Raw genomic sequence first — 18,495 nt, 5'->3', positions numbered from 1 at the left:
CCCTTGGTGGGAGACTTGGGCCAACTGCCGCATCAGCGTGAAAGCCATCAGCGTGCTGGGCTCCACGGGCTCGATCGGTACCCAGACCCTTCAGATCGCCGAGGAATTCCCCGAGCAATTCCGCGTTGTGGCCCTGACGGCAGGGCGCAACCTTGACTTACTGGTGCAGCAAATCCAACGTCACCAGCCCGAGCTAGTGGCCCTGGCCAATGCTGATCTTCTGCCGGAGCTGCAGCAGCGGCTCGACGCCCTCGGCACAGATCGAAAGCGTCCGCAACTTGTGGGCGGTCCCGATGGCCTGAACATTGCAGCCTCGTGGGAGAGCGCGGATCTGGTCGTCACAGGGATTGTGGGATGTGCAGGCCTGCTGCCGACCCTCGCCGCTGTTCGCGCTGGCAAAGACCTGGCCTTGGCCAACAAAGAAACGCTGATTGCGGCCGGCCCCGTGGTGCTGCCGGAGCTGAAGAAGAGTGGCAGCCGGCTGCTGCCAGCGGACTCGGAGCACTCCGCCATTTTTCAGTGCCTGCAAGGCACTCCCTGGGCCGAGAACGCCCGACTCTCCACAGGAGTCCCCACCCCTGGTCTGCGTCGCATTCAGCTCACCGCCTCGGGTGGAGCATTTCGGGATTGGAAAGCCGAAGACCTTGAAAATGCCACCGTGGCCGATGCCACCAGTCACCCCAACTGGAGCATGGGACGCAAGATCACGGTGGATTCAGCCTCGCTGATGAACAAGGGGCTGGAAGTGATCGAAGCCCACTATCTGTTCGGCCTGGATTACGACCACATCGAGATCGTGATTCACCCTCAGAGCATCATCCACTCGATGATCGAACTGGCTGATTCCTCCGTTCTGGCCCAACTGGGATGGCCAGACATGAAATTACCAATCCTTTATTGCCTGAGCTGGCCCTCCAGGCTGGAAACACCATGGCGCCGGTTGGATCTCACGGAGGTGGGACAACTGACCTTCCGTGCGCCCGATCCCGCCAAGTACCCCTGCATGCAACTGGCCTACGCGGCAGGGAGGGCCGGCGGCACGATGCCGGCCGTCATGAATGCCGCCAATGAGGAAGCAGTCGCTCAATTCCTCGAGGAAAAAATCCACTTCCTCGACATCCCTGTGGTGATCGAGGCGGCATGCGAGCGCCACAAGGCTGATCTGATTGCCCACCCCCAGCTCGAGGATGTGCTGGCTGCGGATCAATGGGCCCGCATGGCCGTGCGAGAACAGGTAAAGCGTGGCACCACACGGGTCCCGTTGGCAGCGCTGGCGGCATGAGCGTTCAGCGGGTCAGCCACCATCTGCTGCTTTGCGCCACGCCCACGAAAGCCAAGTGCTGCGATCCGAATACGGGCTTGGCGACGTGGAATGAACTCAAACGACTCATCAAGGAACTAGGGCTTGAGAACAGCGACCGTCCTGAAGGCGTTGTTCTCAGAAGCAAGGTTGACTGCTTAAGGATCTGCGAAAAGGGACCGATCCTCGTGGTCTGGCCGGATGGAATCTGGTACACCGATGTCACCACCGACAAGATCGAAGCAATCATTCATCAACACATTATTCACCACAAACCCGTTCATGATTGGATTCACAAAACAGCGCCTTTCCAATTGAATTGAGCTCTTGTCCAATGACAAAGTTCGTCAATTCTTACCAAAAATCTGAACTGACGAAGACGACGGCGGCACCGACATCAGCTTGATCAACATTCCAAAAATCCACAGAGGCAAAAGCCATCGCCTAGAGTCTTAAGGAATTCTAAAAACAGCGTTCGTCGTCCTGCCGCTACCTCTCATTTGACACTTACAACCTCATCACGAACGCGACAACTAACCCCCGTTACAGAAGGTGGTCATTCAACGATTTATCCAAGCAAAGGTGAGCTGCTGAATGCGCTACCGGCCGAGCTAATCAAGTTCAACCCCTATAAAGCCTGGGGAAGTCTGGTTATGTCCGCCAGCCTCTCCATCGCAGCCGTTTGCATCGGCACAACCATTCCGCTCACGCTTGCAGCTCTTCCGCTCTGGATTCTCTACGGAGCCGTCACAGGAACCATCGCCATGGGCTGCTGGGTGCTGGCCCACGAATGTGGCCACAACGCCTTTCATCCCAACAGGCGTGTCGAAGGGGTGGTGGGATTTGTTCTGCACAGCGCACTGCTGGTTCCCTATTACAGCTGGGCTCGAAGCCATGCCGTTCACCACGCCCATTGCAACCATCTCGAAGGGGGGGAAACCCATGTTCCACCTCGTGAGAGCTCTCCCCAAGGGCAAGCAACAGAAAAACTGAAACGAAAGCTCAACACAAAACTGTTTGGTCTGATTTCCCTGTTCAACCATCTGATCATTGGCTGGCAGCTGTACCTGTTCCTTGGTGCCACGGGTGGTGAAGATTATGGCTTCCCCACTTCACACTTCTGGAATGATGCAGCGTTTAGGAATGGCAAACGTGCCCTATTCCCAAGTTCGTTCCGTAAATACATGGTGCGCTCGAACCTCGGTTTGATCGCAATGATTACACTTTTAATTGGGGCATCAATACACTTTTCATTTGCTCGTATTGCCTGCCTGTATGGGTTGCCCTATATGGTGATCAATATCTGGCTCACCACTTACACCTGGCTGCAACATACAGACCGCAATATCCCTCATTTCTCGAATGAAACATGGGATTGGGCCAAAGGTGCACTTCAAACCGTTGATCGCCCCTACGGTCCTGTACTGAACTTTTTACACCATGGCATCGGTTCAACCCACGTCTGCCATCACGTCAATTCTGCTATTCCGCACTACAATGCCTGGCGGGGAACAGCCCTTTTGAGGCAGCGCTTCCCAGATCTTGTGCGCTACGACTCAACACCAATTCACCGTGCCCTTTGGCGTGTCGCTACAGCCTGTGGCGGTGCTGTGTATCAAAACCCCTCGGATCGAGCCTTCTATTACTAAACAACTTCACTGAACATTCGTTTTCAAGAGTGCCTGGTTCTGACATTGTTGAACCAGGCACACGCCAATCGATCAGACCAGCAACCGTTGCGGAGCGTGTCACCCGGGCCATGAAAACCGTTGTGACCGCCACGGGCTGTCAGCACAATCTTCAGATGTTGATCTGAATCAGAGGAATGATGTTCAGCCAACGACGATTGCAGCTGTATAGCTGACGTCGCTTCGACCCAGGGATCATCAAGGGCTTGCAGCAACAACGTCGGCGGTAAGACCTGCCAGGACGACAACAAGCGCGGCAAAGGTGACGCACCCTCGTAGTAATCCTCCACCGATGCGAAGCCCCAGCGTGGTGCTGTGACCGCTGCATCAAAGGCACGAATCGACTCGGGTGGATGGTCCTGAAGCTGTTGTTCCTCAGCCGGGGTCACGCCGAAGGGATCAGCAAGGGTCTGACGCACCAGTCGCTGCAGGAGCCAGCGTTGGTAGATGCGATTGCGCGGCCGTTCGATCGATGCACTGCAGGCGGCCAGGTCCAGGGGACTGCTGGCACAAAACAGCGCATCCAGGGCCCCGCTTTGATCCAGACAGGCATTCAGCAACATCGTTCCCCCCAGCGAGATCCCGGCACCCAGGAGAGGTAACGGCTGAGGCAGACCACCCTCCAGCGCCAACGACGCGGCAATTTGGCGAGCCCGCTTGAGGACGGGCAACAGATCGCTGTTGCAGGCAGCGGCGTAGGTGCCACCGGCCAAGTGCCGGCCCGGGTCAGCGCCGCGCAAGTTCAACCGCAACACAGCAAATCCGGCCCCTTGCAGGCTGAGGGTCAACCGGCGCAGACCCTGACGGCGACTGGAGCCCCCCAGACCGTGCAACACCACCACCAACGCTTTCGGCGCTTGTGCTGCGGCGGCATCAACGCTCCAACGAGGACGATCCAGATAGGCCAGCAGCTCACCCGCTTTGGCGGCACCACTCGCCAGGGCCGGAACTGGAATGCGAACGGGCTCCCCCTGATCAACCGGCAAGTCCACCGGCCTGAGCGTGTCCCGCAAGGTCTGCAGGTCGCCACCGAACCAGGGAAGGCGCTGCTGAAACAACTCAATCCCCAGCTGCTTCAGCAGCTGGGGATCGTCAGCGCCCAGTGGCATCACTTCTTGCCCAGTCCGAGATCCTTGAGTTCCGTCAGCAGATCGCCAAGCACCTTCTTGGCATCACCAAACACCATCGACGTGTTCGCCAGTTCAAACAGGTCGTTCTTGATGCCGGAGTAGCCAGCACTCATACCGCGCTTCACCACAAACACGGTGCGGGCCTCCTGAACGTCGAGCACAGGCATGCCGTAGAGCGGGGAACTGGAATCGTTCTTGGCCTGGGGGTTGACCACATCGTTGGCTCCCAGCACCAGCACCACATCGGTGGCGGGGAACTCAGGATTGATCTGATCCATTTCCTTGAGCTGCTCATAGGGCACATCGGCCTCTGCCAGCAGCACGTTCATGTGTCCAGGCATCCGGCCAGCCACAGGATGAATGGCATAGGCCACATCGATCCCGGCGCTTTCCAACACCCGGGTCACCTCCCGCAGGGTGTGCTGGGCCTGGGCGACTGCCAGGCCATAGCCCGGAACAATGATCACCCGCTCTGCCGCCTCGAGGGTGAGAGCACATTCCTCAGCACTGCAGCTAGTGATGTTGGTGTACTCACCACCGCCACCTCCGCCTCCGGATGTTGCTCCAAGGGCACCGCCGAACAGAACGGACACCAGGGAACGGTTCATGCCGTCACACATCACCTGGGTGAGGATCAGGCCGGCTGCTCCAACCATGGCTCCCGCCACGATCAGCAGTTGGCTGCCCACCACAAAGCCCGCCGCCGCCGCTGCGACCCCGGAATAACTGTTCAGCAGTGAAATCACCACCGGCATGTCGGCCCCACCGATCGGCAGCGTGACGCCGATGCCGAGCAGACCGGAGCCGATCACCAGCAACCACAGACCCTGGGCACCCTCACCGGATGCAATCAACTTGACTGCGGCCACGAGAGACAGCACCGCCAGGGCGATGTTCACGGCATGGCGCAGCCGGCTCTGCATCCAGGCGGGTGTGGACAACCAGCCTTGGAGCTTGGCCATGGCCACGATCGAGCCGGTGAAGGTGATCGCACCGACAAACACCGACACGACAATCGACACCACCGCCACCAGATCTGAACCACCGGCCTCGGGGAACAGCGCCACGCCGAGGGCCACCAGCAGCGAGGACATGCCGCCGCAGCCATTGAACAGAGCGACGGTCTCCGGCATGGAGGTCATCGGGACCCGTTGAGCCGTTATGGCACCCAGGATTCCGCCCACCAGAGTGCCGGCGATGATCCAGATCCAGGCGGTCGCAGCGATGCCACCATCGCCGGCGTAATTGACCAGCAAACCGGTAACTGCCAGGGCCATCGCCACAGCAGCCAGCTGATTGGCACCACGAGCCGAGCGCACCTTGGAGAGGCCCTTGATACCCAGAGCCAGCAGGAGGACAGCGACCAGTTCGATCGCGTATTTGAGGATCAGAGAAGCGGACATCAGCGGTTCTCCTTGCGGGCGGGCTTACGGCTAAACATGGCCAGCATTCGGTCAGTGACCAGGAAGCCACCGATCACATTGAAAAGCGCGAACCCCAGCGAGACGGCACCAAGCGAGAGCAGCACTGGGTTATCCCCCGCTTTGATGATCAGGGTGAGGGCCGCCAGAACTGTGATGCCAGAGATGGCATTGGCCCCGCTCATCAGCGGGGTGTGGAGGGTGGGAGGCACTTTGCCGATGAGTTCAAGGCCTAGAAGGCTGCCCAGCAGCAACACCCAGAGGAATTCAACGAACATCAGCTGGCACCAGGGGTAAGAACGTCGCCGCGACGAATGATGCCGTCCTGGGCAACCAAGCAGCCGGCAATCAACTCATCCTCGAGGTCGAGTTTGAGTTCACCATCTTTGAGAGTGGGCTCCAGCAGTGCCACCAGATTTCGCGCGTAAAGGGCGCTGGCGTGGTTAGGCACAGTGCAGGGGAGGTCGTTGCCACCGATCAGCTTCACACCCTTGCGATCCACGGTTTGCCCAGAAACAGTGTCAGCGCAATTCCCCCCCTGAGCCACCGCTAGATCCACCACCACCGCACCGGGGCGCATGCGGTCGAGCATGTCCTCACTGATCAGACGTGGGGCACGACGACCAGGCACCTGAGCCGTGCAGATCGCCACATCCGCTTCGGCGAGCTGATCGGAGAGCTGCTGTCGCTGTGCCGCCAGGAAGGCATCGGAGGCCTGCTTGGCATAACCACCTGATTCGGCTGGTTTGTCCTCGAGCTCCGGCGGATCGATAAAACGTGCACCAAGGGATTCCACCTGCTCCTTCACGGCTGGGCGGATATCGCTGACGTAAACAACTGCTCCAAGCCGCCGTGCTGTTGCGACGGCCTGTAGGCCAGCAACACCGGCTCCCAAGATCACCACCTTGGCAGGCTGAACAGTGCCAGCCGCCGTCATCAGCATCGGAAAATAACGGTCGAGGGCGGCTGAGGCCAACAGCACCGACTTGTAACCGGCGATATTGGCCTGAGACGACAGAGCATCCGCTGACTGAGCACGGCTGATGCGAGGCAGCAGCTCAAGAGCCATGGCCGAGAGTGCATTGCGCTTAAGGCTCGCGGTCAACTCCTGATTGGCATAGGGAGAGAGCAAGCCCACCACCAGGGCACTCTGCCGAAGGAGAGCCAAGCTGGCCGCAGACGGTGGTTGGACACATAGGACAACGTCGGCCTGAGACCAGCCCGATGCATGACCGGGCTCTATCAACTGAGCACCCTGATTGGCGTAGGCCTGATCGAGGTATCCCGACGTTATTCCGGCCCCGCGCTCTACGGAAACATCACAGCCGAAAGACAGGAATTTTTTCACCGTGTCGGGCGTCGCCGCGACCCGGGTTTCCCCCGGTGTCGACTCCACCGGAATTAAAAGTCTGGGCAAGACGAGGACAACCACCGGCCGGCCTGAGGTTAGAAGGTCGCCTCCTGGTGACCCGGAACTTTTCTGAAGAATGCAGAGGTCGCTGCACAACCCTGGCTATTGGACAATTGAATCTTGTGTTCCCCATGGGTCTCAGCGCAATCGAGTGTCCCGACGGCGTCTGCCACAGCCACCACGGAGGTCATTCCGTTGAACGTCGGGCCATGCAATCCACCCTTGAGGAGCACGGACGCGACTGGTGCGAGCGGCTGGCGGAGCGGATCTATGAAATATCGGTGGACAGCTTCTCCCAAAGCGTGATGCCGAGCCTGCATGCCGCGGGTTGGCAGCGCCGTCATCTCGACTGGGAGTTCAAGCTCAACGAACGCGAGTCAGAACCGGATCGCACCTTGGTGGACGGCATCATCAATGCGACCGAGAGCTTCCTGCGCAGCAGTGAAGTGCACCGCCTTTTCATCCAGGAACTGGTGCAGGGAACTTTTGCCGAAGCCACCGAAGATGATCTGCGCATTCAGGCGGTGCGCACCCTGGTGGAGACGGAGATTGTGGCGATGTTGGCGGAAAAGCGGCAGGAGCTGCTGGATCGTTTGGCCCATCAACTGCTCGAGGCCGCCAAAGGGAACTTCGATGCGGCTCACACTGCAGCGGAGGATGCCTTACTGGAAGTTGAACGTCTGGTGGTCAATCACGCTGAAGCGCTCTGAATTTAAACGAGCGGTAACACTTCCTGTTCTAGAGATCGGGCCTGACGCCAGCGTCCCCAACGACGCAGCTGACGGGCCCGCAGGATTAGGTGGTCGATATCACAATCGTCCTGCCAACACCGATCGAGTTGGCGCCGAAGCTGCTCGAGGGACTCAGGTGATGGGCGGCCTTTGGCCATGGCAGGAGTCGGCTGGTGATCCGGAACAAACGCTGATGGCCGGAACCTAGAGATGCCGAAGTGGTTCGAAATGGTTAAAAAGACTCATCTTTGCCCAGGCACACCATCTCTCCTTACAGCTTTGACGTAGGGCCTTCAGGATCCGGGTCCGCGATCCAACCCAGACAGTGGCAAACCCATCTGATTCAGCTTCTACGTCGTCGCCTGGATGGTGAAGCGATTGAAGAACAAGATGTCCTCGTTTTTGCAGGGCCAGGTGCAGGAAAGACCCTTGGCGCGCTGCTGGCCTTCCGCAGCATGCGTCAGGAACAACGGCTTCAACATTTCCTGGTGTTCTGTCACCGCAACTCGATCCTGGAGCAATGGCAACGAGCCGCAGCGCGGTTGGGGCTCGACCTGGTCAGCTGGCCCTGCGAGCCAGAAAAGCTGAAACAAGCGGATGGTCTGCTGTTGACCTATCAATCCTCCGGTCGACAGCCCCAGCAGCTTGCGACAGCGCTCGGCTCCTGGCCTGGCTCGAGCATGCTCGCCATCGCAGACGAAGCCCACCACCTCGGGCTGGATCCCGAGGACCCTGGGGCTGCGACCTGGAGCCAGACCTTTACAGAGCAGACCTCAAGGTGTCGACTGCGCCTGGGATTGACGGGGACGCCCTTCCGCGCCGACAACCTTGGCTTTTGCGCAGCGCGCCGCATCCGCACCGTCCAGAACGGAGAGCTGGTGGAGCAGATTCAGCCCGATCTCTGCGTGGAACCGAGGGACCTGATCGCCGCGGGAGACGTGCGCCCACTGGAATTTCACTTTCAAGATGGCTGGGTGGAGCACAGCCAGGAGGGCCGACCCGATCGTGATGTCTCGCCTCTCTCTCAGGAGCATCGCGAGAGCTGGCGTGCCCGCAATCTGCGTCGAGCTATCCGGCTGGCCGACAGCAGCTGCATCGGTCAACAGGTGATCCTCCAAGCCCAGCGAAGACTCTCGAGGGTTCGACAGCAGCAGCCCAATGCCGCAGGACTGGTCATCGCCCGCGACATCGACCATGCCTCAGCCATCGCCACCCTTTTGGAGGACGACGGCCACAAGGTGGATCTGGTCCACTCCCAGGACCCGGAGGCGTCGGCTCGGCTCAATGGATTTCAGGCCGGTGGAGCGGACTGGTTGGTGAGCATCGACATGTGTGCCGAAGGATTTGATGCCCCCCGCCTCAGGGTGGTGGCGTATCTGACGACGGTGGTCACCCGCAGCCGTTTCCTGCAAGGCATTACTCGAGCCGTGCGCATGACCCTGTGCTAGCGGAACAGGAGCAAGTTCCCCGCAACCCCTCGTACGTGGTGGCCCCTGCGGACCCTTTGCTGATGAGCTACGCCCGCTCCTGGTCCGTGGCTGAGCCTTACGTGCTGTCCTCGCAGGACAGCGGCCAGGCCCCTATCGGCGATTCCCCTGTTCGTGGAAGAGGTCCCAGCTTGCCGCTGGAGGCGGTGAACGACGGAGCAGGGGCCATGATCCGCCTGAAAACGCCGCAACTGCCCTCTTTTTTGCAGCGTTGACGACATCTTTCTGCAGAGAAAAATGCGAATTTCTGCAAAATCAAGCCCTGACCGGGGACCTTGATCCTTCATTCTGTTCTTCCGTTAGGGGTAACCATGGACGCTGCAATGGAACGTCGAGTCAGCGTTGCCACATGCTGGGCCTCAACCCGGATCGCTGTCCTTGACAAGGATGAGCGTTATGAAGACAGTTATGCGGTAACGGAAGAATTCCGTGAATGGATCACCTGCATGGGCGAAGACGAAGCCATGCTTAAAGCCAATGTTCTGGCCGTCCCCCGCAATCCAAGCAAACGCGGAATGATGCGCGACGAATCGTCAAGCGATTATCAACTTGAAATCTGAAGAATTTATTAAATTGCCTTCATCAATGTTCCAATAGAACATTTTTGAAGTTGCTGTCTAGGTCAGCTCTCGAGCCGCACGCCGTCTTCCGTAGACTCAACTCATAGTCATTCCGCATTAGTGAATGTCCGTTGAAGCTTCCGGGCACGTTGAAAACCTTGTCATTGTTGGGTCTGGACCTGCTGGCTACACAGCCGCCATCTACGCAGCACGGGCGAACCTGCAGCCGCTGCTGATCACGGGGTTCCAGCGGGGAGGCATCCCTGGCGGCCAATTGATGACCACGACCCACGTGGAGAATTTCCCGGGTTTCCCCGATGGGATTCTGGGGCCAGACTTGATGGATCTGATGAAGGCCCAGGCTGTGCGCTGGGGCACACACCTCATCGAGGCCGATGCAGACCGGATTGACCTGAGCCAGAGACCCTTCCGCATCGAAGCGGAAGGACAAACAATCCAGGCCCATGCCGTCGTCATTGCCACCGGAGCCAGCGCTAACCGGCTTGGTTTACCCACAGAGGATCGCTTCTGGAGCAGTGGCATCAGTGCCTGCGCGATCTGCGATGGGGCCACTCCCCAGTTCCGCAATGAGGAACTGGCCGTAGTGGGTGGAGGTGACTCCGCTTGCGAAGAAGCGGTTTATCTCACCAAGTACGGCAGTCATGTTCATCTGATCGTGCGCTCCGACCAATTCCGAGCCAGCGCTGCCATGGCCGATCGCGTGATGGCCAATCCAGCCATCACCGTGCACTGGAACAGTGAAATCGAGGACGTGGCAGGGGGGGCGTGGATGGAGTCCCTCATCCTTCGGGACCGACAGACCAGCGAGACCCGAACCCTCGCGGTGCGAGGGCTTTTCTATGCCATCGGACATACCCCCAACACCGATCTGCTCAAAGGCCAGATCGAACTGGACGGGAAGGGGTATTTGGTTACAGCATCAGGACGCCCAGAAACCTCCGTGGACGGCGTCTTTTCAGCAGGTGACGTCGCCGACGCCGAATGGAGACAAGGCATCACCGCCGCAGGCAGTGGCTGCAAGGCGGCTCTGGTGGCGGAGCGCTGGCTCACCCACCACAACCTGGCAACACGCGTTCCCAGGGCATCCGTGGAGCCAGCCAAAGCGGAACAACCGGTGAATGTGGCCGTGACCACCGAGGAGAGCTACGACCCGAAGGGGCTGTGGCAGAAAGGCAGCTTCGCCCTCCGCAAGCTTTATCACGACAGTGACAAGCCACTGCTCGTGATTTACACCTCACCAACCTGTGGACCGTGCCATGTGCTCAAGCCACAGCTTCAGCGTGTAATCAATGAGCTCGATGGCCATGCCCAGGCTGTCGTGATTGATATCGAAGCGGATCAGGCCATCGCCGAACAGGCCGGTGTGAGTGGGACACCGACTGTGCAGCTGTTCCACAACAAAGCAATGGTGAGGCAATGGCGTGGCGTCAAGCCACGCAGCGAGTTCAAGGCCGCGATTGAATCGCTGACGGCCTAACGGCGACGCGGTCCCCCTGGACGGTTGCCACCTGGCCGTCCACCAGGGGCACCAGCATTCCGCTCCCGATAGGTGATTCGGCCACGGGTCAGGTCGTAGGGACTGATCTCCACCAACACCTTGTCTCCGGCGAGCAACTTGATGCGGAACTTGGTGAGTTTGCCTGCGGCCCGACACAAACATTGGTGACCGGCAGGCTGCTCAAGGGTGACCAGATAGAACCCATTTCCCTGTTCCTTCTCGATCACGCCCGAGGTTTCGATCATGCGCCGGTGTCTTTCCAGTAGTCCAATCACTCTAAAAGGGCGCCTCCAGGCCCGCTTCTGCCGCCAGTGCCTTTAGGCTCCGCGGCTCCCGCTTGTCCTGCCGTGCTGCTGCCTCCGATCACCATGGACCTGGGACTTCTGCTGATCTCCATTGGCGTTGTCAACCTGTGGAGGGCTCGCGAAAACGCCGGTTGACCACCCTGCTGTTCAACAAGCCCTACGGCGTCCTCAGTCAGTTCACCCCTGAGGTGGCAAGCCGCTGGCGATGTCTGGCTGAATTCATCAATGTTCCTGGCGTCTACGCCGCAGGTCGGCTGGATGCCGACAGCGAGGGGTTGCTGCTTCTGACCGATCAAGGTCGTCTGCAGCAACGGCTGACCGATCCCCGTTTCGGGCACTGGCGCAGCTACTGGGTTCAGGTGGAAGGTCACCCGGACGACGATCAACTGCAGCGACTGAGGGAGGGAGTTGAGATCCAACGCCAGCGGACCCTGCCGGCACGGGCGCACTGTCTGCAGGGCAAGGAGATTCCGCTACTCCCAGAACGCGATCCCCCGATCCGAGTTCGCGCCACGATTCCCACCAGTTGGCTTGAGCTGTCCCTGCGGGAGGGGCGCAACCGCCAGGTGCGCCGGATGACCGCCGCGGTGGGGCTTCCAACCCTGAGGCTGATCCGTTGCCGAATCGACCTGATGGACGGCGGGGATGCATTTGATCTGAACGATCTACCGGCAGGCCGTTGGCGGTCCGTGACCAGCGCTGAGCAGGAGCGCCTGAACCGTCTGCTCAGCAGCAGGGCGCCCCGACCACATAGGACTAGCCGGGAAGCTGACCGACGAGGGTGACCGCGCGGAATTCAATGCCCTCCAGCGTTCGCCAGGGCTGCTCACTGCGATCGGCGAACGTCACCTGCTCCAGACCGAGCGCACGGAAATCCTTCAGAAAGTCGTCTTCCTGCCAGGCGCCGCTGATGCAGCCGCTCCACAACTCTGGGTCTTGCTGGAGATGCATCGGCACCGGTTGATCGCAGACGATGTCGCTGATCGCCACACGACCGCCCGGGGCCAGCACACGCCGGATGTTGGCCAGGAGCCGCTGACGGGACGAGGGATTCACCAGATTGAGGACGCAGTTGCTGAGAACCACGTCGATGCTGGCGTCCGGCACCAGCGGTTCAGCAGCGTCGCCCTGCTCGTCCAGCGCCTCAATAGCGCCTTCGACGAAACGGACATTGCCGTAACCAATGGCCTCGGCAACCACCGGTGCCGCCTGACGGGAGAGGGTCAACATGTCGGGATTGCGGTCCACCCCCAGCACAGCCCCATCAGCTCCGACGACCTGGGAGCAGATGAAGGCATTTTTGCCGCTGCCACTACCAAGATCCAGCACCCGATCACCCGGACGGACCCAGCGGGTGGGATCGCCGCAGCCGTAGTCACGCTCCACCACCGCATCCGGAATCACCTGAAGCAGTGCCGGGTCAAAACCCACAGGCGTGCACAGGCAGGCCTCACGCTCTAGGGCAGCGGCGCCGTACCGGGCATCCACGGCGTCGGACTGATCCAGTGGTTCTGGAGATGGGCAGCAGGACTCCGCCATCAGCCGAAGGCCTCCTGAAGCTCCCGCACAACGTTCCACTGGCCATACCAGTAGTTGGCCTCCGCGCGGCGGGCAGGGTCCTCCAGCCCATCGATCGCATCGGGACCAACGCTCTTCCATAACTCATGACCACAGGAGCGAGTTAAGCCTTGCTCTGCTTCATCGGAAAGCAACTGCAGCCGGCGCTGCAAATTCTTCAACTGAGCAACTGCCATCGAACCAGCCCGGACCCCTTAACAGTACAAAAGAACTAGCAGAGAGCAAGGCTCCTCAGAACGGCAGCTTTTTCTTGGCATCTTTGTCCAGATCGGCCTCCATCTCCCGAAGCCGCTTGAGGATCGTGTCGTAGTACTCGCTGATGTAGCTCTCCATCTCGGTGGTCTCCGAGGGTTCCAGACCGAAAGCGGCGTAGCTGTTCTCCATCGGTGCATCCAACGCCTGGCCGCCGCCCGTCACCTCCGCGAAGGCAAGACGCTCGGCCACGTTCACGGCCGGTTCAAAGAACGATGCAAGGCCCTGCATCAGCTTGATCAACACAGGCTGAACCCGGAACACGCGGGCCGTCTTGCCGCTGCAGCGCTCACAAAGCTGGACCAACTCGCCGGTGTTCCATGCTTTCAAACCCACAACCGGATAGGTGCCGCGAATGGTCTCCTGGCGCTCGAGGGCCGCAATGGCGAACCGGGCCATGTCCTGGGAGTTCATATAGGCAATAGCCGTCGGGCTGCCGCTCACCCACACCGTCTGACTCTCCAGCACTGGGATCGCGAACTGACTGATCACCCCCTGCATAAAGGCAGCACCCTGGAGGATCGTGTACTCGAAATCAGACGACTCCAACAGGTTCTCGGTACAAGCCTTGATGTCCATCAACGGCACCGAGCGGTGTCTGTGAGCTCCGAGCAGCGAAACAAAGACAAACCGTTTGACGTCAGCGCGCTCGCAGGCCCGCAGCAGATTGAGCTTTCCGTCCCAGTCCGTCTCGTAAACGCTGTGGGGATCGGTGGGACGACTGGTGGCGGCATCAATCACCGAATCCACGCCATCTAGGGCGTAATCGAGGCTGTCTGGCTCAAGCAGGTCACCTCGGGTAAGTTCACAACCCCATTCCTGCAGAAACGACGCCTTTCTTGGGGTGCGGACCATGCAGCGGACATCGTGTCCGGCATCAAAGGCACGGCGGGCAATCTGTCGTCCAAGGGTGCCCGTGCCACCCAACACCAGAACCTGCATGGGGCCCTCGCTTAGAAGTCGTGGAGCCTAGGTGGCTCGGGTGACAAAGGGGGATTCAGTCACCCTGCAGCTTCAACAACAGTGCGCCACCCGCCAGACCCACGGGGATCAGCACCCAGAAAATGGCGGCCGTGCCGAAAATCTCCGAAGCCATGCTGTTGTGTGGATGTTCAAGAGCCTATTAAAGGCCCTTCCCCACAAAGGTTGGAGCAGATCTGTAACAGCTCGGGAAGATCGGCATCCGTGCGCACCTGACCAGCCATCACCCCACTGGGCCAGGCCTGGTGTCCCTGGGTGCGGAGGGCTTCCACCAGGCGCTGCAGTGGTGGCGGGCCGGATCCACAGCGCTGCGCCAACTCGGCGGTCGACCAAACATGGCCCAACCCCCCTGGGTCGGCCTGGAGCCGCTGCAACAACCGCCGCGTGGCTGAGGCCACCGGCACGGGACTGGCCATCAGCTCCTCGAGCAAGTCGACCTGCTGCAACGGACCCAGCCAGAGCGGTCCGCTGATGGCCCAGCGCCCCTGCTCGGGTGGGCAGTGACAGGCCGACCAATTGCGCAGACGCAACAGCGGCTGGCTTTGCTGGGCACCACAGGTCCCACAGCGGGCCAGCAATCCCAGCGTCGCTTCCTCATCTGGATGGAGAAGGCGTTTCAGACGAACCGCGAGACGGAAGGTGCGGCCATCGCTGAAGCTCATCAACGGCTGGAGTCCGCGGCCGAGCAACCAGGCCTGTCGTGCCAGCAACCCCAGGTGTTGACGCAAGGCCAGCTCCCAGCTGGCGGGATGGGCGCGAGCCGCTGCTCCGAAGCTGCGGATCGCGCCGGGGCGGTCATGGCCGGTGGGAGAACGACCATCGGTGCTGGCCAGCACAAGAATTCCGTCCGGGGCGAGGAGCTGCAGGACTGGCTGGATCAGAGCACCGGGATGGCCGAAGGCGTCCAGATCAATCAGGTCAAACCGTCGCCCCTCGAGCTGGGCCTGGCACAGCAACGTCTCGGCAGGAACACTGCTGCAGGTGGCCCCTGCCAATGGCTTGAGGTTGTGCTCCAGCAGGGGCCGTCGATCGCCATCGGCATCGTTCACAACGATCTCCGGTGGCATCGAATGAGCCCCAGCTGCCTCCAGCCCCCAACGCAGCCCCCGTATGCCGCATCCCGCCATCAGATCCAGCCACTGGAGGGGGTGTTCACAGGTTTTTGTGCTGGCCTGATGCCAGGCCAGCAGCACCGAGCCATCCCTGGCCGGCCGTGAGTCGCGGCGGAAGAAGCCACCCCCCAGCAGCAGCTCAGCCGCCCCCTCGCGATAGTGAGGACCAGGATCTACCAGAGCTTTGACCGCCGCTGCTCACCAGACTGCCGACTGGGGTGACCAGGCCATCTGGCGATGGCGGGGCTGGTCCTGCCACTGGAGAGTCTTGGGCCAAGACGACGATCCGGCCATCGTCCTGCTTCATGGTTTCGGAGCTGCCAGCGGCCATTGGCGCCATACCGCTCCGCGCCTGGCCAGCCAGGGCTGGCGGGTCTTCAGCCTCGACCTGCTGGGGTTCGGGGCCTCGGACCAGCCAGCGATTCCCCTGGACAATCGCGTCTGGGGACAACAGGTGAACGCCTTTGTTGAGCAGGTGGTGCAGCGGCCCGCCGTCCTGATCGGCAATTCCCTGGGGGCCCTCACGGCCCTGACGGCCGCTGTGCTGAAGCCGGAGCAGATCCGCGCAGTGGTTGCCGCACCGCTGCCGGACCCGGCTCTGATCCAACCAATCCCGCCACGTCGACCACCCTGGCAACGCCGGTGGCGGCGGCGTCTGTTGAGCGTGGTTCTGAGGCTCCTGCCCCTGGAGCTGCTGGTGCCCCTAATCGCCCGCACAGGCCTGATCAAATCAGGACTCCAGGGTGCCTATCACCAATCGATCTCTTCAGACCAGCAGCTGCTGCAGCTGATTGCCCGACCGGCGCGACGTCCCACAGCTGCCCGAGCCCTGCGGGCGATGAGCCTGGGAATGGCGCTGCGACCGCGAGGGGCAACCGCCCCCGCTCTTCTGAAACAGCTGCACTGTCCGCTGCTGTTGATCTGGGGACAGCAGGATCGGTTTGTGCCCCTGAGCGTGACCCGACAGATCCACGCCTGCCGCCCTGATACCGAGCTGCAGGTGATCGATGCCTGCGGCCACTGTCCCCATGACGAACGGCCGGATCAGTTCGTTGCCTTGGTGCTGCCCTGGCTGGATCGTAACTTGGGTGTGTGAGACCGGACGGGAACGACCAGCAGCGATGAAACACACCCTTTCGGTGCTGGTGGAGGACGAATCCGGCGCACTCAGTCGGATCGCCGGACTGTTCGCGCGCCGCGGCTTCAACATCGACAGCCTGGCTGTGGGGCCTGCAGAGGCCGACCGCCAGTCGCGTTTAACGATGGTGGTGGAGGGGGATGACCAGACCCTTCAGCAGATGACCAAACAGCTGGACAAGCTGGTGAACGTGCTTCAAGTGCTCGACCTGACCCAGCGACCTGCCGTGGAGCGGGAACTGATGCTATTGAAGGTCTCAGCGCCCGCCGAAACCCGCAGCGCGGTGTTTGACCTGGTGCAGGTGTTCCGAGCCAAGGTGGTGGATGTGGCCGATGAAGCCCTCACCCTGGAAGTGGTGGGGGACCCAGGAAAGCTGGTGGCCCTGGAACGGCTGATGGCGCCCTTCGGCATTCTTGAAATCGCCCGCACCGGCAAGGTGGCGCTGGAACGGGCGTCCGGCGTGAACACCGAACTGCTCAAGGTGTCACCGAGCGAAAACAGAGTTCCGGCCTGAGCTCAGTCGCTCAGTCGGGCGGTTTTGATGCGATCCCCTTGTTCGATCGTGTCCACCATGTCCAGCCCTTTCACCACCCGACCGAAGACAGCATAACGACCATCCAGCTCAGGCAATGGACGCAGGGCGATGTAGAACTGCGCACTAGCGGAATCCGGCGCCTGGGAGCGGGCCATGGCCACGGATCCACGCTCGTGGGATAACACCAGATCCTGGAGTTCGCTGGGGTTGCTGCTGATGCGGCTGTAGCGCGGGGAATCCTCACCCTGGAAGCTCAGCTCCAGCGGAATCATCCGAGCCACGCCGTTGGTGGGATCCACAAAGCTGCCAGTTCCCAGCTGGCTGAGGGGAACGGAACGATCGCTCGACTGCGGGTCACCGCCCTGAACCACGAAGGGAACGGGCTCGCGGACAACACGGTGGAACATGGTGCCGTCGTAGGTACCGCGACGCACCAGATCAACGAAGTTGCCGGCCGTGAGAGGTGCGGCATCACCATCCACTTCGATGGTGATGTCACCACGACTGGTGCTCATCAACACGGTGGCCTTCCCCTGCAGACAAGCGGCTTCCGCATCAGCGCAACCACGAGCTACCGCAGCGCGAGGGGAGGGGCTGCAGCTCACCATCAGGGGAAGGAGCAGCAATAAAGACCAGAGAACGAAGCGACGCATTGGTTCAAAGACCTTCGAGGTTGACGCCGAGGAAGCGCGCCAGTTCAGCACCGTCCTGCTCCAGCTGAGCCAGGGGCAGCGGCTCACCCACACGTGTGAGGGGCATGTCTCGGCGGCCCTGGATGCGTAAGGCCACCCGTCGCCGCGCATTGAAGCCATCGCGCACCTCCACCTTCACGGCCTTCACATCCTTAAGGGGAATCTCCACCAGAACCGGCTTGCGAAAGCCGCGACGGCTGACGGTGACGACCCCAGCGGCCTTGTCGAAGCGGTTGCTGCCGCCGCCGACGTCCACAACGATCACGTACCAGAGGTAGGTGGCAAGCACCGCGGCAGCAATGCTGTAGAGCCCCATCACCAGACCCTGGGGGACAAAGATCAGCGCCGCGGGATGACCGAGGGGCAGCAGGTCTCGCCCGAGGTAGCTGGAGAGGGAAGCCAGGAGAAAACCGAGTCCGCCAATGCTGACGGCAGCGGCAACGAGGTAATTCGACAAACGCCTGGAGCCGAGCACCGGCTGCTCGAGCACTTCTGCGGACATGGGAGACCCGAATGAGGTGCTCATTGTGAATGCAGATGACGCCTCTCCGGGCAACCCGAAGAAATCCCAAAGAAACAATGCGATACAGGGGATTTCAGCTGATGCAAACACCTCCCGCGACACCGGCTGAGATTGTTAAGGTCGCTGGCGTAT

At 60.8% G+C, this 18,495-nt stretch carries 25 protein-coding genes; 12 read left to right on the top strand and 13 right to left on the bottom strand.

Annotated features, from left to right (window positions below):
• The first annotated feature begins 37 nt into the window (after positions 1-37).
• From SynA1524_RS03470 to SynA1524_RS03460, 3 genes are all read left to right on the top strand, one after another.
• On the top strand, positions 38-1,282 hold the full coding sequence (locus SynA1524_RS03470) for a 1-deoxy-D-xylulose-5-phosphate reductoisomerase (RefSeq protein WP_186498960.1): 1,245 nt from the start codon (positions 38-40) through the stop codon (positions 1,280-1,282).
• On the top strand, positions 1,279-1,623 hold the full coding sequence (locus tag SynA1524_RS03465) for a (2Fe-2S) ferredoxin domain-containing protein (RefSeq protein ID WP_186498959.1): 345 nt from the start codon (positions 1,279-1,281) through the stop codon (positions 1,621-1,623). The genes SynA1524_RS03470 and SynA1524_RS03465 overlap by 4 nt, the downstream gene beginning before the upstream one ends.
• Positions 1,624-1,800: 177 nt before the next feature.
• A complete protein-coding gene (locus SynA1524_RS03460; RefSeq protein ID WP_186498958.1) occupies positions 1,801-2,949 on the top strand; it encodes a fatty acid desaturase in 1,149 nt (382 codons plus the stop codon).
• 23 nt (positions 2,950-2,972) lie between these two features.
• Here SynA1524_RS03460 and SynA1524_RS03455 read toward each other — a convergent pair whose 3' ends face one another.
• The 4 genes from SynA1524_RS03455 to SynA1524_RS03440 are packed head-to-tail and all read right to left on the bottom strand — an operon-like array spanning position 2,973 to position 6,956.
• Entirely contained in the window at positions 2,973-4,097 is a 1,125-nt protein-coding gene (locus tag SynA1524_RS03455) for a YheT family hydrolase (RefSeq protein WP_186498957.1), read from the bottom strand.
• Positions 4,097-5,521: an NAD(P)(+) transhydrogenase (Re/Si-specific) subunit beta gene (locus tag SynA1524_RS03450; RefSeq protein ID WP_186498956.1), complete on the bottom strand. Its 1,425-nt coding sequence runs from the start codon at positions 5,519-5,521 to the stop codon at positions 4,097-4,099. The genes SynA1524_RS03455 and SynA1524_RS03450 overlap by 1 nt, the downstream gene beginning before the upstream one ends.
• Entirely contained in the window at positions 5,521-5,817 is a 297-nt protein-coding gene (locus tag SynA1524_RS03445) for an NAD(P) transhydrogenase subunit alpha part 2 (RefSeq protein WP_186498955.1), read from the bottom strand. The genes SynA1524_RS03450 and SynA1524_RS03445 overlap by 1 nt, the downstream gene beginning before the upstream one ends.
• Positions 5,817-6,956: a Re/Si-specific NAD(P)(+) transhydrogenase subunit alpha gene (locus SynA1524_RS03440; protein ID WP_186498954.1), complete on the bottom strand. Its 1,140-nt coding sequence runs from the start codon at positions 6,954-6,956 to the stop codon at positions 5,817-5,819. The genes SynA1524_RS03445 and SynA1524_RS03440 overlap by 1 nt, the downstream gene beginning before the upstream one ends.
• Positions 6,957-7,081: 125 nt before the next feature.
• On the opposite strand from SynA1524_RS03440, the gene SynA1524_RS03435 reads away from it, so the two are divergent.
• Positions 7,082-7,660 (top strand): EF-1 guanine nucleotide exchange domain-containing protein, encoded by a 579-nt coding sequence (locus tag SynA1524_RS03435; RefSeq protein WP_186498953.1) that lies wholly within the window; start codon positions 7,082-7,084, stop codon positions 7,658-7,660.
• A 2-nt stretch (positions 7,661-7,662) separates the two neighbouring features.
• On the opposite strand, the gene SynA1524_RS03430 is transcribed toward SynA1524_RS03435, so the two are convergent.
• Entirely contained in the window at positions 7,663-7,839 is a 177-nt protein-coding gene (locus SynA1524_RS03430; protein WP_186498952.1) for a hypothetical protein, read from the bottom strand.
• Positions 7,840-7,929: 90 nt separating this feature from the next.
• Here SynA1524_RS03430 and SynA1524_RS03425 point away from each other — a divergent pair, with 90 nt between their 5' ends.
• The 4 genes from SynA1524_RS03425 to trxB all read left to right on the top strand — a co-directional run bounded on the left by SynA1524_RS03425 (position 7,930) and on the right by trxB (position 11,226).
• Complete coding sequence (locus tag SynA1524_RS03425) at positions 7,930-9,129, top strand: DEAD/DEAH box helicase (RefSeq protein WP_502707904.1); 1,200 nt, start codon at positions 7,930-7,932, stop codon at positions 9,127-9,129.
• A gap of 38 nt (positions 9,130-9,167) precedes the next feature.
• Complete coding sequence (locus tag SynA1524_RS13245; protein ID WP_502707903.1) at positions 9,168-9,383, top strand: hypothetical protein; 216 nt, start codon at positions 9,168-9,170, stop codon at positions 9,381-9,383.
• A gap of 96 nt (positions 9,384-9,479) precedes the next feature.
• A complete protein-coding gene (locus tag SynA1524_RS03420) occupies positions 9,480-9,728 on the top strand; it encodes a DUF8673 family protein (protein ID WP_186498951.1) in 249 nt (82 codons plus the stop codon).
• A 124-nt stretch (positions 9,729-9,852) separates the two neighbouring features.
• A complete protein-coding gene (gene trxB, locus SynA1524_RS03415) occupies positions 9,853-11,226 on the top strand; it encodes a thioredoxin-disulfide reductase (protein ID WP_186498950.1) in 1,374 nt (457 codons plus the stop codon).
• On the opposite strand, the gene infA is transcribed toward trxB, so the two are convergent.
• Entirely contained in the window at positions 11,223-11,492 is a 270-nt protein-coding gene (gene infA / locus SynA1524_RS03410) for a translation initiation factor IF-1 (protein ID WP_006041809.1), read from the bottom strand. The two genes, trxB and infA, sit on opposite strands and share 4 nt — an antisense overlap.
• A gap of 191 nt (positions 11,493-11,683) precedes the next feature.
• On the opposite strand from infA, the gene SynA1524_RS03405 reads away from it, so the two are divergent.
• On the top strand, positions 11,684-12,337 hold the full coding sequence (locus SynA1524_RS03405; protein ID WP_286188657.1) for a pseudouridine synthase: 654 nt from the start codon (positions 11,684-11,686) through the stop codon (positions 12,335-12,337).
• On the opposite strand, the gene SynA1524_RS03400 is transcribed toward SynA1524_RS03405, so the two are convergent.
• Genes SynA1524_RS03400 through SynA1524_RS03380 form a run of 5 tightly spaced genes read right to left on the bottom strand, consistent with a single transcriptional unit; the run spans position 12,309 to position 15,556 of the window.
• A complete protein-coding gene (locus tag SynA1524_RS03400; RefSeq protein ID WP_186498948.1) occupies positions 12,309-13,091 on the bottom strand; it encodes a methyltransferase domain-containing protein in 783 nt (260 codons plus the stop codon). The two genes, SynA1524_RS03405 and SynA1524_RS03400, sit on opposite strands and share 29 nt — an antisense overlap.
• Entirely contained in the window at positions 13,091-13,306 is a 216-nt protein-coding gene (locus tag SynA1524_RS03395; RefSeq protein WP_186482823.1) for a DUF8669 family protein, read from the bottom strand. Before SynA1524_RS03395 ends, SynA1524_RS03400 begins: the two co-directional genes overlap by 1 nt.
• A 55-nt stretch (positions 13,307-13,361) precedes the next feature.
• Entirely contained in the window at positions 13,362-14,324 is a 963-nt protein-coding gene (locus tag SynA1524_RS03390; RefSeq protein WP_186498947.1) for an NmrA family NAD(P)-binding protein, read from the bottom strand.
• Between the two features lie 55 nt (positions 14,325-14,379).
• Complete coding sequence (gene petM, locus SynA1524_RS03385; RefSeq protein ID WP_011127550.1) at positions 14,380-14,478, bottom strand: cytochrome b6-f complex subunit PetM; 99 nt, start codon at positions 14,476-14,478, stop codon at positions 14,380-14,382.
• Between the two features lie 16 nt (positions 14,479-14,494).
• A complete protein-coding gene (locus tag SynA1524_RS03380) occupies positions 14,495-15,556 on the bottom strand; it encodes a N2,N2-dimethylguanosine tRNA methyltransferase (protein WP_286188656.1) in 1,062 nt (353 codons plus the stop codon).
• A gap of 103 nt (positions 15,557-15,659) precedes the next feature.
• Here SynA1524_RS03380 and SynA1524_RS03375 point away from each other — a divergent pair, with 103 nt between their 5' ends.
• Both SynA1524_RS03375 and ilvN read left to right on the top strand, forming a co-directional pair.
• A complete protein-coding gene (locus SynA1524_RS03375; RefSeq protein ID WP_186498946.1) occupies positions 15,660-16,571 on the top strand; it encodes an alpha/beta fold hydrolase in 912 nt (303 codons plus the stop codon).
• Positions 16,572-16,596: 25 nt separating this feature from the next.
• On the top strand, positions 16,597-17,127 hold the full coding sequence (gene ilvN, locus SynA1524_RS03370; RefSeq protein WP_011127547.1) for an acetolactate synthase small subunit: 531 nt from the start codon (positions 16,597-16,599) through the stop codon (positions 17,125-17,127).
• A 2-nt stretch (positions 17,128-17,129) separates the two neighbouring features.
• Here ilvN and SynA1524_RS03365 read toward each other — a convergent pair whose 3' ends face one another.
• Both SynA1524_RS03365 and SynA1524_RS03360 read right to left on the bottom strand, forming a co-directional pair.
• Complete coding sequence (locus SynA1524_RS03365; RefSeq protein ID WP_186498945.1) at positions 17,130-17,801, bottom strand: peptidylprolyl isomerase; 672 nt, start codon at positions 17,799-17,801, stop codon at positions 17,130-17,132.
• A 4-nt stretch (positions 17,802-17,805) separates the two neighbouring features.
• The gene (locus SynA1524_RS03360) at positions 17,806-18,342 is read right to left on the bottom strand and encodes a photosystem I assembly protein Ycf4 (protein WP_186498944.1); all 537 of its coding nucleotides are present in this window, start codon (positions 18,340-18,342) and stop codon (positions 17,806-17,808) included.
• Between SynA1524_RS03360 and SynA1524_RS12965 the strand changes: the two genes are divergently transcribed.
• A complete protein-coding gene (locus SynA1524_RS12965) occupies positions 18,341-18,472 on the top strand; it encodes a hypothetical protein (protein WP_286188655.1) in 132 nt (43 codons plus the stop codon). The two genes, SynA1524_RS03360 and SynA1524_RS12965, sit on opposite strands and share 2 nt — an antisense overlap.
• The last annotated feature ends 23 nt before the right edge of the window (positions 18,473-18,495 follow it).

Source organism: Synechococcus sp. A15-24 (assembly GCF_014280195.1).
Taxonomy (GTDB): domain Bacteria; phylum Cyanobacteriota; class Cyanobacteriia; order PCC-6307; family Cyanobiaceae; genus Parasynechococcus.
The sequence above is the reverse complement of the archived record's forward strand: the minus strand, read 5'-3'. Positions and strand labels throughout refer to the sequence as shown.

Coding starts and splice junctions, on each gene's coding strand:
- SynA1524_RS12965 (WP_286188655.1), top strand. CDS start 18,341: ATGGGAGACCCGAATGAGGTGCTCATTGTGAATGCAGATGACGCCTCT.
- SynA1524_RS03430 (WP_186498952.1), bottom strand. CDS start 7,839: ATGGCCAAAGGCCGCCCATCACCTGAGTCCCTCGAGCAGCTTCGGCGC.
- SynA1524_RS03455 (WP_186498957.1), bottom strand. CDS start 4,097: ATGCCACTGGGCGCTGACGATCCCCAGCTGCTGAAGCAGCTGGGGATT.
- SynA1524_RS03400 (WP_186498948.1), bottom strand. CDS start 13,091: ATGGCGGAGTCCTGCTGCCCATCTCCAGAACCACTGGATCAGTCCGAC.
- SynA1524_RS03395 (WP_186482823.1), bottom strand. CDS start 13,306: ATGGCAGTTGCTCAGTTGAAGAATTTGCAGCGCCGGCTGCAGTTGCTT.
- SynA1524_RS03390 (WP_186498947.1), bottom strand. CDS start 14,324: ATGCAGGTTCTGGTGTTGGGTGGCACGGGCACCCTTGGACGACAGATT.
- infA (WP_006041809.1), bottom strand. CDS start 11,492: ATGATCGAAACCTCGGGCGTGATCGAGAAGGAACAGGGAAATGGGTTC.
- SynA1524_RS03465 (WP_186498959.1), top strand. CDS start 1,279: ATGAGCGTTCAGCGGGTCAGCCACCATCTGCTGCTTTGCGCCACGCCC.
- ilvN (WP_011127547.1), top strand. CDS start 16,597: ATGAAACACACCCTTTCGGTGCTGGTGGAGGACGAATCCGGCGCACTC.
- SynA1524_RS03435 (WP_186498953.1), top strand. CDS start 7,082: ATGGGTCTCAGCGCAATCGAGTGTCCCGACGGCGTCTGCCACAGCCAC.
- SynA1524_RS03360 (WP_186498944.1), bottom strand. CDS start 18,342: ATGTCCGCAGAAGTGCTCGAGCAGCCGGTGCTCGGCTCCAGGCGTTTG.
- trxB (WP_186498950.1), top strand. CDS start 9,853: ATGTCCGTTGAAGCTTCCGGGCACGTTGAAAACCTTGTCATTGTTGGG.
- SynA1524_RS03420 (WP_186498951.1), top strand. CDS start 9,480: ATGGACGCTGCAATGGAACGTCGAGTCAGCGTTGCCACATGCTGGGCC.
- SynA1524_RS03365 (WP_186498945.1), bottom strand. CDS start 17,801: ATGCGTCGCTTCGTTCTCTGGTCTTTATTGCTGCTCCTTCCCCTGATG.
- petM (WP_011127550.1), bottom strand. CDS start 14,478: ATGGCTTCGGAGATTTTCGGCACGGCCGCCATTTTCTGGGTGCTGATC.
- SynA1524_RS03450 (WP_186498956.1), bottom strand. CDS start 5,521: ATGTCCGCTTCTCTGATCCTCAAATACGCGATCGAACTGGTCGCTGTC.
- SynA1524_RS03445 (WP_186498955.1), bottom strand. CDS start 5,817: ATGTTCGTTGAATTCCTCTGGGTGTTGCTGCTGGGCAGCCTTCTAGGC.